Source organism: Thalassospira sp. ABL2_045 (assembly GCF_056161285.1).
The window spans coordinates 111,212-127,627 of record NZ_JBSWYV010000003.1 but is presented as its reverse complement, the minus strand read 5'-3'; the positions used below and the strand labels follow the sequence as shown (position 1 = coordinate 127,627).

16 protein-coding genes and 1 tRNA gene are annotated in these 16,416 nt (G+C 54.8%); 13 read left to right on the top strand and 4 right to left on the bottom strand.

Translation table 11 applies throughout. The features are described from left to right. Nucleotides 1–8 precede the first annotated feature (8 nt). From gatC to gatB, 3 genes are read left to right on the top strand one after another with little or no spacing between them, the layout of a single operon-like run. Nucleotides 9–299, top strand: a complete 291-nt coding sequence (gene gatC / locus ACXAIA_RS06590) for an Asp-tRNA(Asn)/Glu-tRNA(Gln) amidotransferase subunit GatC (RefSeq protein ID WP_008890773.1) — start codon at nt 9–11, stop codon at nt 297–299. Next, on the top strand, nt 299–1,777 hold the full coding sequence (gene gatA, locus ACXAIA_RS06585; protein ID WP_475348636.1) for an Asp-tRNA(Asn)/Glu-tRNA(Gln) amidotransferase subunit GatA: 1,479 nt from the start codon (nt 299–301) through the stop codon (nt 1,775–1,777). The genes gatC and gatA overlap by 1 nt, the downstream gene beginning before the upstream one ends. Nucleotides 1,778–1,780: 3 nt before the next feature. Next, nucleotides 1,781–3,235, top strand: a complete 1,455-nt coding sequence (gene gatB, locus ACXAIA_RS06580) for an Asp-tRNA(Asn)/Glu-tRNA(Gln) amidotransferase subunit GatB (RefSeq protein WP_475348635.1) — start codon at nt 1,781–1,783, stop codon at nt 3,233–3,235. A gap of 67 nt (nt 3,236–3,302) precedes the next feature. Here gatB and ACXAIA_RS06575 read toward each other — a convergent pair whose 3' ends face one another. Both ACXAIA_RS06575 and ACXAIA_RS06570 read right to left on the bottom strand, forming a co-directional pair. Beyond that, nucleotides 3,303–3,503, bottom strand: coding sequence for a heavy-metal-associated domain-containing protein (locus ACXAIA_RS06575; protein ID WP_475348634.1), 201 nt, complete (start codon nt 3,501–3,503; stop codon nt 3,303–3,305). A 70-nt stretch (nt 3,504–3,573) separates the two neighbouring features. Next, entirely contained in the window at nt 3,574–4,254 is a 681-nt protein-coding gene (locus tag ACXAIA_RS06570; protein WP_475348633.1) for a type 1 glutamine amidotransferase domain-containing protein, read from the bottom strand. Between the two features lie 106 nt (nt 4,255–4,360). On the opposite strand from ACXAIA_RS06570, the gene ACXAIA_RS06565 reads away from it, so the two are divergent. Both ACXAIA_RS06565 and ACXAIA_RS06560 read left to right on the top strand, forming a co-directional pair. After that, entirely contained in the window at nt 4,361–5,272 is a 912-nt protein-coding gene (locus tag ACXAIA_RS06565) for a LysR family transcriptional regulator (protein ID WP_475348632.1), read from the top strand. A 69-nt stretch (nt 5,273–5,341) separates the two neighbouring features. Continuing rightward, nucleotides 5,342–5,920, top strand: coding sequence for a thymidine kinase (locus ACXAIA_RS06560; protein ID WP_475346144.1), 579 nt, complete (start codon nt 5,342–5,344; stop codon nt 5,918–5,920). Between the two features lie 23 nt (nt 5,921–5,943). Here ACXAIA_RS06560 and ACXAIA_RS06555 read toward each other — a convergent pair whose 3' ends face one another. After that, complete coding sequence (locus ACXAIA_RS06555; protein WP_475348631.1) at nt 5,944–6,570, bottom strand: LysE/ArgO family amino acid transporter; 627 nt, start codon at nt 6,568–6,570, stop codon at nt 5,944–5,946. Between the two features lie 103 nt (nt 6,571–6,673). On the opposite strand from ACXAIA_RS06555, the gene ACXAIA_RS06550 reads away from it, so the two are divergent. The 7 genes from ACXAIA_RS06550 (at nt 6,674) to ACXAIA_RS06520 (ending at nt 15,663) form a co-directional block, all read left to right on the top strand. Beyond that, nucleotides 6,674–7,573, top strand: a complete 900-nt coding sequence (locus ACXAIA_RS06550; RefSeq protein WP_475348630.1) for a LysR family transcriptional regulator ArgP — start codon at nt 6,674–6,676, stop codon at nt 7,571–7,573. Nucleotides 7,574–7,719: 146 nt separating this feature from the next. Then, the gene (locus tag ACXAIA_RS06545; protein ID WP_475348629.1) at nt 7,720–9,045 is read left to right on the top strand and encodes a paraquat-inducible protein A; all 1,326 of its coding nucleotides are present in this window, start codon (nt 7,720–7,722) and stop codon (nt 9,043–9,045) included. Beyond that, nucleotides 9,042–10,721: a PqiB family protein gene (locus tag ACXAIA_RS06540; RefSeq protein ID WP_475348628.1), complete on the top strand. Its 1,680-nt coding sequence runs from the start codon at nt 9,042–9,044 to the stop codon at nt 10,719–10,721. The genes ACXAIA_RS06545 and ACXAIA_RS06540 overlap by 4 nt, the downstream gene beginning before the upstream one ends. Further along, nucleotides 10,718–11,314: a PqiC family protein gene (locus ACXAIA_RS06535; protein WP_475348627.1), complete on the top strand. Its 597-nt coding sequence runs from the start codon at nt 10,718–10,720 to the stop codon at nt 11,312–11,314. The genes ACXAIA_RS06540 and ACXAIA_RS06535 overlap by 4 nt, the downstream gene beginning before the upstream one ends. A gap of 254 nt (nt 11,315–11,568) precedes the next feature. Continuing rightward, nucleotides 11,569–13,257 carry a hypothetical protein gene (locus tag ACXAIA_RS06530; protein ID WP_475348626.1) on the top strand — a complete coding sequence of 563 codons (1,689 nt, stop codon included), beginning with the start codon at nt 11,569–11,571 and terminating at the stop codon, nt 13,255–13,257. 133 nt (nt 13,258–13,390) lie between these two features. Continuing rightward, on the top strand, nt 13,391–14,428 hold the full coding sequence (locus tag ACXAIA_RS06525) for a GlxA family transcriptional regulator (RefSeq protein ID WP_475348625.1): 1,038 nt from the start codon (nt 13,391–13,393) through the stop codon (nt 14,426–14,428). Nucleotides 14,429–14,484: 56 nt separating this feature from the next. After that, nucleotides 14,485–15,663, top strand: coding sequence for an MFS transporter (locus ACXAIA_RS06520; RefSeq protein ID WP_475348624.1), 1,179 nt, complete (start codon nt 14,485–14,487; stop codon nt 15,661–15,663). Nucleotides 15,664–15,819: 156 nt separating this feature from the next. Here ACXAIA_RS06520 and ACXAIA_RS06515 read toward each other — a convergent pair whose 3' ends face one another. After that, the gene (locus ACXAIA_RS06515; protein WP_475346135.1) at nt 15,820–16,041 is read right to left on the bottom strand and encodes a hypothetical protein; all 222 of its coding nucleotides are present in this window, start codon (nt 16,039–16,041) and stop codon (nt 15,820–15,822) included. Between the two features lie 282 nt (nt 16,042–16,323). On the opposite strand from ACXAIA_RS06515, the gene ACXAIA_RS06510 reads away from it, so the two are divergent. Continuing rightward, a tRNA-Ser gene (locus ACXAIA_RS06510) sits at nt 16,324–16,416 on the top strand.

The following is a 16,416-nucleotide window of genomic DNA, read 5'->3' as shown; positions in this document are numbered from 1 at the left end:
TTTCATCCATGTCGTCTTTGGATAAGGAAACAGTTCGCCGTATCGCCTATCTGTCACGTATCAACGTGTCTGAAGAAGGCCTTTCCGAACTGGCGGGAGATCTGACCCGTATCCTCGATTTCGTCGAGGAACTGCAAGAAGTCGATGTTGAAGGCTGCGAGCCGCTGACATCTGTTGCTGATCTGACCCTGCCGTTGCGCAAGGACGAAGTCACCGATGGCAATATCCAGCAAAAAGTGCTGTCAAACGCACCGATGACCGATGCTGGCTGTTTTGTTGTGCCCAAGGTGGTTGAATAATGACTGATCTGACAAAGCTGACACTTGCAGAAGCCCGCGACGGGCTTGCAAAGGGTGATTATACCTCGGTCGAGCTGACCGAAGCACACCTGAAATCGATGGACGCACTTCGCAATCTGAACGCGTACATCACCGAAACCCCGGAAAAGGCCATGGAAATGGCCAAGGCATCCGATGCCAAGCGCGCCAAGGGCAGTGCTGGCAAGATGGAAGGCCTGCCGATTGCGGTCAAAGACCTGTTCTGCACCGAAGGTGTCCAGACCACGGCCGCATCGCACATCCTTGAGGGTTTCAAACCGGAATATGAATCCACCGTCACCACCAACCTGTTTGGCAATGGCGCTGTGATGCTGGGCAAGGCGAACCTTGATGAGTTCGCCATGGGCTCGTCCAACACGTCGTCCTATTACGGCAATGTGGTCAACCCTTGGAAAGACAAATCCGGCAAGGATCTGGTTCCGGGTGGGTCGTCTGGTGGTTCGGCAGCAGCGGTTGCGGCTGACATGGCGCTTGCGGCGACTGGTACCGATACCGGTGGTTCGATCCGTCAGCCGGCATCCTATTGCGGTATTGTTGGTCTGAAGCCGACCTATGGTCGTTGCTCGCGCTGGGGTATTGTTGCCTTTGCAAGCTCGCTCGATCAGGCGGGCCCGATGACCAAGTCCGTTCGCGACGCGGCGATCATGCTGGGTTCGATGGCCGGTCACGATGCCAAGGACAGCACGTCTGCACCGGTTGCAGTGCCTGATTTCGAAGCCGCCATCACGGGTGACATTCGCGGCATGAAAATCGGTATTCCGAAGGAATACCGTGTTGATGGCATGCCCGAAGAAATCAGCAAGCTTTGGGACGATGGCGTTGCAATGCTGCGCGATGCCGGTGCCGAAGTGATCGATGTGACCTTGCCGCACACCAAATATGCGCTGGGTACCTATTACATCGTCGCCCCGGCTGAGGCGTCCTCGAACCTCGCACGTTATGACGGTCTGCGTTATGGCCAGCGTGTCATGGATGAAGGCGACAGCCTTGACGACATGTACATGAAGTCGCGTGCGGCTGGTTTCGGCAAGGAAGTCCAGCGCCGTATCATGATCGGTACGTACGTGCTCTCGGCTGGTTACTATGACGCCTATTACAACAAGGCGCTCAAAGTCCGTCGTCGCATCTATCAGGACTTCGAAGGTGCGTTTGGTCAGGTCGATGCGATCCTGACACCGACCGCACCGTCTGCGGCCTTTGCCATTGGCGAAAACGAAGGTGATCCGGTCAAGATGTATCTCAATGACGTCTTTACGGTTCCGGCAAGCCTTGCGGGTCTTCCGGGCCTTTCGGTGCCGACCGGTCTTTCGGCCGAGGGGCTGCCGCTTGGCCTGCAGCTGATTGGCAAGCCGTTTGATGAAGAAACCGTTCTGCGTGTTGGTGGCGTGCTTGAAGGTGCGGCCAACTTTACCGCAAAACCTGCCGGGCAGGAGGGCTGATCCATGAGCTATATTCTTGAAGGTTCAACCGGCCCATGGGAAATCGTTGTCGGTCTGGAAGTCCATTGTCAGGTGATTTCCGAATCAAAGCTGTTTTCTGGTGCGTCAACCAAGTTCGGTAACGAGCCCAACAGCAATGTCAGCCTCGTTGATGCGGCGATGCCCGGTATGCTTCCAGTCGTGAACGCAGAATGCGTGCGTCAGGCGGTTAAAACCGGTCTCGGCCTTAAGGCAAAGATCAACCAGGAAAGCGTTTTTGCCCGCAAAAACTATTTCTATGCCGATCTGCCACAGGGCTATCAGATTTCGCAGTTCGATAAACCGATTGTCGGCGAAGGCACGATCATTCTGGATATGCCTGATGGTTCCACCAAGTCGGTCGGTATTGAACGCCTGCATCTTGAACAGGATGCCGGTAAATCGATGCACGATCAGGACCCGAAATATTCGCATATCGACCTGAACCGCTCGGGTGTTGCGCTGATGGAAATCGTTTCCATGCCTGACATCCGCTCCCCGGAAGAAGCCGGTGCCTATCTGACCAAGCTGCGCGCGATTGTGCGTTATCTTGGTACGTGTGATGGCAACATGAACGAAGGCTCCATGCGTTGCGATGCCAACGTTTCGGTGCGTCGTCCGGGCGAAGGTTTCGGTACGCGTTGCGAAATCAAGAACGTCAACTCCATCCGTTTTGTGATGCAGGCGATCGAGATCGAAGCAAAACGCCAGATCGAAGTGATCGAAGGTGGCAGTGAAATCCAGCAGGAAACCCGTCTCTATGATCAGCGTCTGGGCGAAACCCGCTCGATGCGTTCCAAGGAAATGGCACATGACTATCGCTATTTCCCGGATCCGGATCTGCTGGCGCTGGTCTTTGACGACGCATTCGTTTCGGAAATCGAAAAAGAACTGCCGGAACTGCCCGATGAGAAAAAGGCCCGCTTCATGCGTGAAAACGGTCTGTCGGCCTATGATGCCGGTGTTCTTGTCGCTGAAAAGGAAAAGGCGGATTACTACGAAGTCGTTGCCAAGGGCCGTGATGGCAAGCTGGCGGCGAACTGGGTGATCACTAACCTGTTTGGGGCGCTGAACAAGGCAGAAGTCGGTATTGCCGACAGCCCGGTCACGGCCGATAACCTTGGTAAGCTGATCGATCTGATCTCGAACGACACCATTTCTGGCCGTATCGCCAAGGATGTCTTTGAAATCATGATCGAAACCGGCGACGATCCGGAAAAGATCGTTGAGGAAAAAGGTCTCAAGCAGATCACCGATACCGGTGCGATTGAAACCGCGATTGATGAAGTCATTGCTGCCAACCCCGGCAAGGTCGAGGAAATCAAAGGCGGCAAGGAGAAAATGCTTGGCTGGTTCGTCGGTCAGGTCATGAAGGCCACGGGCGGCAAGGCCAACCCGGGAATGGTCAACAAGCTTCTGCGCGATAAAATCCTCGGCTGATGCTAATCATCAGACCAAAGAAAAGGCCGCCCAACCGGGCGGCTTTTTTTGTGTGAGGATTTGAAGCTTAACCTTCAATCACCTGTGCCGGGTAACCAGCCTTGTCGATGGCGGAAATCAGGGTTGCTTGGTCGGGCGCACCCGATACAGCCAGTTCTCCAGCTTCAAGATCCACCTTGGCATCTTCTACGCCAGGGACATTTTGGGATGCCTTGGTCACCGCGTTTGCGCAGTGACTGCAGCTCATATTTTCGACTTTCAGGCGCATGTTTCATCTCCATAGGATTCGTTTTTATGGCATGAACATACGCCTTCCAGTCGCTGGAAGGTCAAGCGATTTACGCAGAAAGCAATTTCAGAACAGCATCAGCCGTTTCTTCACTTGATGCCGGGTTCTGACCGGTGACAAGTTTGCCATCCACAACTGCATAGGACGCCCAGTCTTCCCCGCGTTCAAACAGGCCACCATGTTTCTTGAATTCGTCTTCGATCGAGATCGGAACAACGTTTTCAAGCCCGACGACCTTTTCTTCGTCATTGGTGAAGCAGGTGACTTTCTTACCCGACACCAACGGTTTGCCATCTGTGCCCTTGGCGTCAACCAGTGCCGCCGGGCCGTGGCAGACTGCCGCAACCGGTTTGTCCTGTGCGGTGAAGGCTTCGATCAAGGCAATTGATTTGGTATCCGTCGTAAGGTCCCAAAGCGGGCCATGACCACCCGGATAGAACAGGGCGTCAAAGTCATCTGCCTTGAGGCCTTCTAGCGTGACGGTGTTGGCAAATGCAGCCTGCGCATCGGGGTCATTTTCAAAACGCTTGGTCGCATCGGTCAGGGCATCAGGCACCTGACTGTTGGGGTCAAGCGGCGGCTGCCCGCCCTTGGGGGATGCAAGGGTGATCTCGGCACCAGCATCCAAGAAGCGGTAATAGGGGGCGGCAAACTCTTCAAGCCAGATACCCGTCTTGTGGCCGGTATCGCCCATTTTGTCGTGCGAGGTAACAATCATCAGAATACGCATCAGTTCCTCCGTGCGTGGATTTCATTTGCCGTGATGGTATCTGGCTGACTAAATTTGCGTTAGAGTGAATAATTAAACAGATTGTCAAAATATTTGAGCGATAAGAATGTCAGCACTTGATGAAGTCCGGGCCATGATGGTCTTTGCCCGCGTGGTTGATGAAGGCGGGTTTTCTGCCGCGGCCCGCAAGATGGGGCTAAGCCGTGCTGCCATATCGCATCAAATCCGGCAGCTTGAAGCCAAGCTGGGTGTGCCGTTGCTACGCCGAAGCACACGCACCTTCAGCCTGACTGATGCAGGTGCGCGGTATTACGACAGTTGCCGGACCATCACGCTTGAAGCCGAAGCAGCCCGTAAACGGGTCGAGGAGTTGCGTGATGAGCCTGTTGGCAAAATCTCAATCACGTCTTCGGTCCATCTGGGGAATCTGCGTATCGTGCCCATTCTGGATCGCTTCCGGCAGACATATCCGGACGTGGCAATTGATGTGCATTTAAGTGACGAGGTGGTCGATCTGATCGGCATGGGCATTGATATCGGTATCCGGTCCGGCCCGCTTAAAAACTCCGACCTTAAGAGTTTCAAGCTTTATCAAACCCGTCGGATTATATGCACAAGCCCGACATACCTTGAACGGGTAGGTGCCCCCGAAACGGTGGATGAATTGGCGTCCCATGACTGGGTCATGTATAGCCGCGTGCCGGAAACCCTGACCTTGATGTGTGACGGCGCGGAAAAGAAAGTACGGGTCAAAGGCAATGTGCGGGTCGATAACGCGACCGCACGATTGCAGTTCATGCGGGGCGGGCATGGGCTTTCGGTCGTGCCACTTTGTGATGTCCAGGATGAAATCAGGGATGGCAGGTTGGTGTGGGTTTTGCCAGACTGCCATCTTCCGGATTTGGAGATCTATGCTGTTTTCGCCGCAGGTGTCACGCGCAGTGCAAAGATCCAGTCGCTGCTGGAATTCATGCGCAACGAGATGCGCGATATTGATATTTCGCGAAATGGCGGCTGAGGGCGGCTGCGCTGTATTGATCAATCGTGAATGATCGGGTATTTCCGTTCTGACTTGATCGGGGGACCCATGGCCAATCTGTTTTTCTATTACTCGTCAATGAATGCGGGCAAATCGACCACGCTGCTGCAGGCGAGCTTCAATTACCGTGAACGCGGCATGGAAACGTTGCTGATGACAGTGGCGTTTGATGACCGCTTTGGCGAAGGCAAGATTGCCTCGCGCATTGGCCTTGAAGCCCCGGCACTGCTGTTTGATGCCAAAACCGATATGTGCGCCTTGATCCTTGAGCAGGTCGAAAAAGGCAAAGTCGACTGTGTCCTGATTGACGAGGCACAGTTTCTGTCAAAAGAGCAGGTCTGGCAGCTTTCCGATATTGCCGATATCCACGGCATTCCGGTGCTGTGCTATGGCATTCGGACCGATTTCCAGGGGCAGCTTTTTGAAGGCTCCAAATGGTTGTTGGCCTGGGCAGACAAGCTTAATGAGCTTAAAACCATCTGCCATTGTGGACGCAAGGCCGGCATGGTCTTGCGCGTTGATGAAAACGGAAATCCGGTCCGCGAAGGCGCACAGGTGGAGATTGGTGGTAATGACCGCTATGTCCCGGTTTGCCGTCGCCATTTCAAGGAAGCCATGGGCGAGTAGGCGGTTGTTGCTGGTTGCAATCGTTAACCTGCCATAAGGGTGCGGATTTCTGGCGCCAGCAGGCTGTAGGCCACCAGCCACATCACGGCGCATGTCAAGCCATCAATGATCTTCCAGGTGATCGGGCGGGCGACATAGGGGGCAAGCCATGCGGCCCCCAGTGCAATCGCAAAGAACCAGACAAAACTGGCACTCATGGCGCCCAGCGCAAAGCCAAGCCGTTCATCGTTCGGATATTGCCCGCCAATACCGCCCAGCATGACAACCGTATCAAGATACACATGCGGGTTTAAAAGCGTGACGGCAAGCGTGGTGCCAAGAACCGCCTTCCAGCCGGTCTTTGAGATAGATTCTTCTGACAGTGTCTCGGTTTCAAATAAACGCTTGAGTGCGCCAAACCCGTACCAGATCAGAAAAGCCCCGCCACCCCAGGCCGCAATCGTTGTCAGCAGCGGGTAGGCGGCAATCAGCGTTCCAAGCCCGGCAACGCCCGCTGCAATCAGTACCGCATCACATAATGCACAGACGAAGGCCACCATCACCGGATGGTTGCGCCGCAACCCTTGACCAAGAACAAAGGCATTCTGGGCGCCAATCGCGATGATCAATCCGCCGCCAAGGCCAAACCCGGTGAGATAAGTTAAAAGCATTCTTCGACGGTCCTTTGTGTGTTGATGCGTCGTAGATAGCAGCTTTCAGATTTAAGAAAATCGAATTATACTTATCAATCATTAGAAAAAATGATGATGAGTCATGCTTGATTACAAACTGGTTCAGGCCTGTGCCGAGGTTATCCATTTCGGCAGTTTCGAAAAGGCAGCGCGTGCGCTGGGGCTAACGCAGTCGGCAATCTCTCAGCGTGTCAAACTGCTTGAGGAACGGTTGGGGCAACCGCTTATTGTCCGCGCTAAACCGATTGCGGCGACCGCGGCAGGCCAGCGATTGCTTGCTCATTATCAAAGCGTTCGCCTGCTTGAGCAGGATCTGGGTAGTGAATTGCCCGAAGTGCAGCCCGAAAGCGGTTTCGGTCAGGTCACCTTGGCGGTCAATGCCGATAGTCTTGCGACCTGGTTTGTCGATGTGCCAAAGCACCTGTTTGAAAAGCTTGGTCTTCTGGTGCATCTGGTGGTCGATGATGAATCGCTTAATCATCAATCCTTGCAGGAAGGCAACGTGGTTGGTGCGGTAAGCCTGCGCGATACCCCCATTCAGGGGTGTCGGGTGCGCCCGCTTGGTTTCATGCGCTATGTAATGGTGGTTTCGCCAGACTTTCAGGAACGCTATTTCAAGGACGGGGTCACGGCGGATGCCTTGCGGGCCTGTCCGGCAGTGAATTTTTCCGAACATGATGAACTGCAAAACCAGTTCCTTTATCAGTATTTCGGGCTCAATCCCGGCGAATTCCCGGCCCATACGGTGCCAAGCTCACAAGGGTTCGTGACCCTAGCAGAGCAAGGTGTGGCCTATGCCGTGGTTGAGCAGCATCAGGCGGAGGCCGGCTTGCGCGCAGGAAAGCTGGTCCGCCCATGTCCCTTCGAGATTGATCGACCTCTTTACTGGCATCACAAAACCATCAACAGCCGGTTGCTTGATCAGGTCAATGAAATCGTCTTGGCCGAGGCACGCCGCCATCTGCCTGAAATCCGCATGTAAAATCAGACTTTTCTGAACATTGTTTCGTCTTATTTGACACCGACATTCATGCGCCCGAAGCGGCGCAATTTGACTTCTCGGCAAAAGTGTCGCTTACTTTGATGTGCGAACCAGTCCGGGTAACGGATTGTAAAAACAGGAAAACAATGTCTCATCGACTGATCGCCTGTGAACATTGCGACTATCTCCATGTCGAGGAGGACATCCCGGCGGGCAGTGTCGCATATTGCGTGCGATGTGGTTCGCCGCTTTACAGTGCCGTGCAGGCACGCTTTGACAAGCCCTTGGCGCTGGCCATTACGGCGTTTCTTTTGTTCCTGATTGCCAATAGCTATCCGGTTTTGACCTTTGCCATGGAAGGGCGGGTTGAAAGCAACACACTGGGCAGTGGTGTTGTGACCTTCTGGCGTGAAGGGTTTCCGTTCCTGGCCGTCATGGTTGCGGTGACATCGATGCTGGCCCCGTTGGGACTGATCCTTGCGCATATCTATGTCTTGCTTCCGATTACGCTGAATAAGCAGGTTCCCGGCATGCAACGGGTCTGGCGCATTCTTGCGATGATCCGGCCATGGTCGATGCTTGATGTTTTCCTGATCGGATTGCTGGTGGCGTTGACCAAACTCACCGATTTTGCCGAGGTCATTGCTGGACCGGCATTTTTTGCCATTTGCTGCCTGATCCCGACTGTGCTTCTGATGAATGTTACGCTCGATCCGCGCTATGTCTGGCGAAGGTTGGCGCCAGCCGCCCTGCGATATCCGACATCAGATGACGTTGATGGCGACCAAGGCGCGGTTCATCAGAGTGAACCACTTCTGACCTGCCATACCTGCGCGATGGTTGTTCTGGGCAACGGGCGCGATGATGTTCGCTGTCCGCGTTGCGGTGATCTGGTGCATTTACGTAAACCAAGAAGCCTGTCGCGGGCTTGGGCGTTGTTGTTGGCTGCGGTCATTTTGTATGTGCCAGCCAATGTGTTTCCGATCATGACCGTGACCTATCTTGGCCGGGGCGAAGCCGATACAATCCTATCAGGCATCAGTGCCCTGATCAATGCCGGGGAATGGCCGATCGCCATCGTGGTGTTTACGGCCAGCATTCTGGTGCCGATTGTAAAAATCGTGTTGCTGGGGTGGGTTTATCTGGCAACCGCACTGGGCCTGTCCGGGCCGCTCCGGGAACGGACATTGATCTACCGCGTTACCGAACTTGTCGGCCGATGGTCGATGGTTGATGTGTTTATGGTCTCGATCCTTGCCGCACTGGTCAAGCTTGGCAATATCGCAACGGTTCAGCCGGGCTTCGGGGCCGTGGCATTTTGCGGGGTGGTCATCCTGACCATGCTATCGGCCATGGCTTTTGATCCGCGCCTGATTTGGGATCGGGCGGGAATGCAATCGGGCAGGGTAGCTGTGTCGGGTGGCAGAAAATCAAAACAAGACCGCGTTGAAAAACAGGGGGTCCCGTCATGAGTGACGTGAACAATTCCAGGCCGGAACAACATCCGGAAAAACCCGACGTCAAAAAAGGCTGGGGCCGTTTTTCGATCATCTGGCTTGTGCCACTTGTTGCGTTGATTGCCGGCGGATGGCTTTTGTGGCGCGATATCGTCTCAAAAGGTCCGGAAATCACCGTCAGCTTCGAAGAGGCTGAAGGACTTTCTGCCGGTAAAACCGCCGTGCGCTATCGCGATGTCGATGTCGGGCAGGTGACGGCCATTACCCTTGCCGATGATCTTGAACATGTTGTTCTGACCATCCGCATGAACGCCGACCTTAAAGAATACCTCACAGACAAAACCCGGTTCTGGATTGTGCGCCCGCGCGTCAGTGCCCGGGGCATTACCGGTTTGGAAACCATCGTTTCGGGCGCCTATATCGAGGTGGTCCCCGACAAAACCGGCGAGAAGGCCCGGAATTTTGTCGGTGAGGAAGAACCACAATTCATTCCCAATGAAGAAGACGGCACGCGCTTTGTCCTGAATGCCGAGGAACTTGGTTCATTGGGCGAAGGCACACCGGTTCTGCTGCGCGGGATAGAAGTCGGTGAGGTACTTGATACCGAACTGGATGCGAGTGCGGAGGAGGTATCGATACCGGTCTTTGTGCGCAAACCGTTCGATGCGCTTGTCAAACGGCAAACACGGTTCTGGGATTCAAGCGGTATTGCCCTTGATCTGAATGCGGAAGGCTTTTCCGTGCGTGCGCAATCGGTGCGCTCGGTTCTGGCGGGCGGGATCAATTTCTATACGCCGCCCGGCCATGAAGGTGATGAAATGGCGGCTGCCGATACGGTGTTCCGCCTGCATGAAAGCCTTGAGAAGGCCGAGTTGCTTGCCGAGGGCTATAGCCAGCGCTATATGCTTTATTTTGATTCTTCCGTACGCGGTCTTTCTCGTGGTGCGCCAGTGGAATTCAACGGCATCCGCGTTGGTACGGTGGAAAGTGTCGATCTTGAATATGTCGTGACACAGCATGCCTTCCGTGTGCCGGTCGAGGTCACACTTGAGCCGGAACGCGTCAGTATTGTCGGCGGGCGTCTGGGGGATGTTGATCCGCAGGAAACCATTGAAACCCTGATTGATAATGGTCTGCGTGCGCGCCTGAAGACCGGAAGCTTTATCACCGGTCAATTGTTTGTTGATCTGTCGATGCACCCGGTGACTCCGGCGCGCTATCTTGGCAATGTGCAGGGCGATGTGCCCGAGTTGCCAACATTGCCGCAAAAATTGGACGAGATCGCCAATTCGCTGACCAGCCTGCTTGAGAAAGTCGAAACCTTCCCGATTGAAGAGATCGGTATTCGTCTGCTGGGAACGGTCGAGGGCATGGAAAATATCGTCACGTCACCGGCGCTTAATGACGGCATGGTCAGCCTGCAACAGGCCGCAGCAGGGATCAGCACACTTGTCACCAATCTTGATGCCAGCGTCCTGCCTGCGACCCAGACCGCCCTTGATGCCGCGCGTCAGGCACTGGGCGGGGTGCGCGATGTGACCGCACCGACGTCCCCGGTGCGCTATAATCTGGAGCAAGCGCTCAAAGAGCTTGGTGCGACAGCGCGTTCCTTGCGTGAATTGACCGATTTTCTTGAACAGAACCCCAGTGCCCTGATCCTTGGCAGAAGCGGCCCGGAGGAGGATGAATGATGCGACAGACCGTTCAAAAAATGATCTCGAGATACATGTGGCTTCTGATAGCGCCAGTCTTGGTCGCCTGCGCATCATCGCCGTCTGTCCCGGATCAATACTACTTGCTGTCGCCGATGGCGCAGCCCGCATCGTCGTCTGGTGCAACGCGCGTGATCGGAGTCGGGCCTGTCAGCATTCCAAGCTATCTGGATCGATCGACCATTGTCACGCGAAGTGCTGCCAACCGGCCAGAAGTCAATTCCGGTTATCGCTGGGCCGAACCGCTGGGGGAGAACATCAATCGTGTTCTTATGGATAACCTTGATCGAACCGGTGTCGCATCGCGACTTGAGGTCTTTCCATGGAATTCCCGCGATATGGTCGAATGGCAGATCGTTGTCGATATCGACCGGTTCGAGCGCCAGGCAGATGGCGATGTCAATCTGACAGCACGCTGGAAACTCGTTCAGTTCCAAAGTGGCAAGATCGTCGCTGCTGCCAAATACAACAAGGTAAGTGCGCCCAATGCGCCGACCATTGAGGGCACAGTGATCGCCATGAGCAGTCTGCTTGCCGATTTGACTAGCGAAATTGCGACGCGGATTCCCTGAAAATGGCCGCAGCGGGATTGCGCGCATTATGTTCAGTTGAATTGTGTTTGCAATTCAATCGAAAAAGTGACGGAGATTGAGAAAAAGCTAAAGAAATAACCGAAAGTATATGGCCGAAGTGCATCCAACTATTGTTTTAATATGCAGATTGGCTTAATAAAGAAGAATAAATATAAAATTTGGGACACGCGCCTGACTAGTTATACGGCAGACACATGCCGCCCAAACAGGAAGTTAGGGAGCCAGAGCGCGTTATGTCGGATACGACATTTGAAGTTATGGTCCAGCGTGGGGATCGCTGGATAATCCACTCGACATTCGATGTCGAGAAGGAAGCGGTTACAGAAGCTGAAAAGCTTGTGAAAACCAAGATCTCTGCCGTGCGCGTTATTCGTAACTGGGAACGCGGCGACGGTCGTCATATCGAAAAGGTACTTCTCGAAAAAGAAGGTGCAGGCGAGGATCAGGATGATGACGTGCGCGTGTCGTCCATTGATGAAGCCCCTTTGTGCGAGACTGACAACGATCTTTTGCAGAAAGAAAGCCGCGCGACCATCAACCGGTTGCTGCGCAAGTATTTCGAACAGGAAATTCTGACACCTTGCGAGGTAATGTATAATTACCAGAACCTCCGCAAGCTGATGTTCCATGACACCCTGATGCCGACTGCGGTCGACAAGGTTGCCGGGCTGCATGCCAAGGCGACCGAGGGTGATCATATCGAGGCGATGAACAACCTTCATGGCGCGATCGAGCAGCTTTCTGCGCGCGCCCGAGAAGTGGAAAAAGTCGACCTGCCGGCCTTCGAGGATGCCACCATCACCGAAGTTCGCGACGAAATCCGTCGCCTGAACCTTGCCGAAGATACTGACTTCCTGACCATGGTTGCGCTGACGCGCGTGCTGTCATCGACCCGCAACTGGGTTGGCAAGCTTGATCTGGCGCTTAAGGTTAAGGGCGACGAGAAAGACGAAGCCGCGCGCAAGATGATCGATGATGTGATTGCCGATATTCTCGGATCACCCGTCGCGCTAAAAGAGCTGCTTGGCAGTTCGCGCAGCTTTGGCGAAGCGGTTACATTGCATATTGATCTGGCGCTTGGCCGGGCCAAGGGTAATCGCGGTGCCGCTGATGATATTCTTGAACTTTTAAACCCACTGTTTGGCTCAGGCCTTCTGGCGAATAGCCAGGAAGCGATGTTTGATTACATCGTGCGCGAGCTCAAAAGCGCAAACAACCTGCAGCGTCATGAAAGCGACCCGGATCCGCTTGAAGGGATTCTTGATCGCCTGATCACCGAGCAGGGCGTTGTTTACGGCACTCCGATGGTCGAAGCGATTGCCGAACGTGGGGCACGCCTGCGCAATGTCGGTGGCCCGCGCGCCCTGATTGAGGGTGTCAGCGAAATCAATGGTCGCCTGATCCCGAATTTCCGCAAACTGACCTGGCTTATCGCGGTTGCCAACAGTGGCATTGTCGAAGACTTCGCCGATGAGCTTTACGACATGATGCGCGATGCGGTTAAGGACATGCGGGCATTGCGGGCATTCTGCGATCCGGACTCCAAGCCGCGCGACAAGATGGCCACGGTCAAACACATGAATGACCTGCTGGCCTCTTCCAATGTTCCGGAAGAACAGAAGGTGGAGATTGGGGCGAAGCTTGACGATGGCCTTGCCGAGTATCTTGTGCGTGAAAAGGTGATTGAACGGATCGATAACCCGTCGCTCCATCTGCGCAAGCGCGCCTATATGCTTGTGCAGTTCTGTTCCAGCGGCGTGTTGATTGAAGGCAAATCCGCGGCCATGGCCCGAAAAAGGGTGGTTGGGTACCTCAAACAGCCCAACTTTACTGACAAGCTGGTCGATGACATCAAGGATATGACAACCAAGGAAGGCACAATACGTGACTTTTATGCCTTGCTGCAGCGAAGCGGGTTCTGACCCGAAAGCCTTCTTTGATACTTGATTGATTTGAACACCCCACGAATGCCGGTTGGCAAAATTCGTGGGGTGTTTGTCATTGTTGCCACTTTCAATATCCGGCATCCTGTATCTGTGACAAGGAGATGCCGTGATGTCGAACCAACCTCAGAACCAGACCCCGAGAAAAATCGCCTGCTATGCCTTCGAGGACGTCATGAGCCTAGACGTCATTGGCCCACTGCAGGTGTTTGGCTCGGCAAATGATGAGCTGGCCGCGTTGGGGCGACCAAAGGGCTACGAAGGGCTCGTTGTCGCGGAAGAAAGTGGACCGGTGGGCACGTCATGTGGTGTGCGGATCTGTGCCGATATCGGATGGCGTGACCTTGATCTAAGCAGGATCGACACATTGTTCATCCCGGGCGGAACTGGTGTTTGGTCGATCCGCGACAATGCTGAAATTGTCGAATGGGTGCGTATGGCAAGCACCATCGTGCCGCGACTGGGGTCCATTTGTTCTGGTGCCCTAATTCTCGCGGAATCCGGGGTACTTGATGGCAAGATGGCAACCACGCATTGGTCGCGGTGTGATCAGATGGCGCGGGAATACCCGGCTATTCAGATGATGGGTGATCGGTTGCACAGCTATGACCCGGCGGGCCTGGATGGCGATCCGCATGTTTTTACATCTGCCGGTGTGACGGCGGGGATTGATCTGGCGCTGGCGATCATTGAGGCCGACTTTGGCCGGAGCCTGGCTTTGTCCGTGGCGCGCAGGCTGGTGATGTTTCTCAAGCGTCCTGGTGGGCAGGCGCAGTTCAGTGCCTATCTGATCCCGGAAACCGGCACCACGGCGCGTCTGACCAGCTTGCTTGAATGGTTGCCGGGCAATATTGCCAATGACTTGTCGCTTGAAAAGCTTGCCGAGCGCGCCGGTATGACGCCCCGGACCTTTTCACGCGTGTTTACCCGCGATCTTGGCGTGAGCCCGGCGCGCTATGTCGAACGCGTGCGCGTCGAAGCCGCCCGTGCGCTGTTGCAGGACGAGGCGCTTTCAATCGGGCAGGTCGCGGAACTTTGCGGGTTTCGTCATCCGGAAACGCTGCGTCGGGCGTTTCAACGTCATCTGTCTGTCAGTCCACAGGAATATTCGGAACGCTTTGCCCGCAAGTCATTGATGGCGACAACCTGACAGAACTCTAAAAACCATCATTTTTCATCACAGTTTACGAATTGGGAGTTGGGAACATGTTGTTGCTGACCAATGGACCTGTGCGTCTGCTTTTTGTCGCCCAGGCACTTTATTGGTCCTGTTCATTGATCGGGATCACCCTGACATCGATTGTTGGTGTTTCGCTTGCGCCGACACCGGCACTGGCGACGTTTCCGCTTGGCGTTCTCATGCTCGGCAATCTGGTTTCTGTCCATCCGCTTGCCATGTTGATGCAGCGCCACGGGCGGCGTGTCGGACTCGCTGTCGGCGCACTGTTTGGTGTCGTTGGTGGCCTTCTGGTCGCCTATGGGATTTATGTGGGCGCGTTCTGGATTGTCGCGCTTGCGCCGGCGCTGATTGGTACCTATCAGGCCTCAGCCGCCTATTATCGCTACGTCGCCCTGGAAACCGTCGGTCCATCTCAAAAAGGCCGTGCGGCGGCACTCGTCCTCGGCGGGGGTGTATTGGCCGCACTGATCGCACCGGAAGTTGCCGCTGCCAGTCGCGATATGTTGCCGGTTCCATTTGCCGGGGCCTATATCGCATTGGCCGGTTTGGCGGCGATTGGGGCGATCCTGATGACGATGTTGCCTGATGGTGGTGTTCCAGAGCGTACCGGATCAAGCCGAGCGGTCATGGCGAAACTGCTCAGGCGTCCTGTCATTCGTGGGGCGATTGCCGTCAGTGCCGCCGGGCAGGGGATCATGGTGCTGGTCATGACAGCGACACCCCTTGCCATGAAATATTGCGGTTATGATGTTGATGTCTCTGCCAATGTTATCCGTTGGCACTTGATCGGGATGTTCTTGCCCGCCTTTGTCGCGGGGCCGCTGATTGATTGGATCGGGCCGCGCCGAGTGGCATCGACGGGGGCGTTGGTTCTGGTCGCAAGCGTGATGGTTGCAGTTTCGGGGATTTCGGTTTCCGCATTTCTGATCAGTTCATTCCTGGTTGGGTTTGGGTGGAACATGATGCTGCTGGCCGGCACAACATTGCTGGGCGAGGGGCATGACGTTTCCGAACGTGGGCACGCCCAAAGCCTTATGGAGCTTGGGAACAGCCTCACGGCCACGTTTGCGTCGATTGCGAGTGGGGCGCTAATCGCTGGTGCTGGCTGGGTTCCGGTGAACTATGGGGTTCTTCCGGTGCTACTCATAGCTCTGCTGTTGATGTGGCGGGGCTATGTCGCCGGGCAGGAAACCGCAAAGGCATAAAGATAAAAGAAACCGCCGGTCGGGGAGACCGGCGGTGAAGTTGCAGGGCGAACGGGGAGTGTCGCCCCGGCGCGACTGAGTGTTTCGAATTGCCGATGCGTCAGTGACAGGTAACAACGGCAAGGCAGTATGTTTGCGGCAATAAAAAACCGGCCATCAGGCCGGTTGGGATGCCAGTGACGCCGCGTTACCTGCGACGAATTCCTTGATCTTTTGCAGAACGAAATCACGTGAGCTGTTTTCACGGGTGCGGAACAGAACTTCGCGGTCCTGAATGACAAGACCCATATAAACCGGATCGTTGTGACCTTCCTTGGTCATTTTCAGAGCACGAAGGGTGTGACCGAAATCGTCGGTGCTTTGATAGATCGTACGCATCTTTCTCCAACCAGCATTTACGTCATATGACGGTGAAAAACCAATCGACCATCGCTTTATGACAGCTGTTTTTTTCCAACCGATGACAGCTGTGTGATGGTTTGAAGACTCTTTTTGCCCTCAACCGTGAAATGCACTGAGCAAAGCAGTCAAAAAGCTGCTGGTTTTATTTGTCAGGACTGTTAAAAAGAAAACGTCCTTGAGGCGGGTTTCGGGCATTGACATGCGCCATGGCGATGTTTAAGAAAGGCGTCGTTCCGCAGGGAACACCAAGGACATAGAGGGCAAGTGGCCGAGTGGCTGAAGGCGCTCCCCTGCTAAGGGAGTATAGGGTGATAAGCCCTATCGAGGGTTCGAATCCCTCCTTGCCCGCCA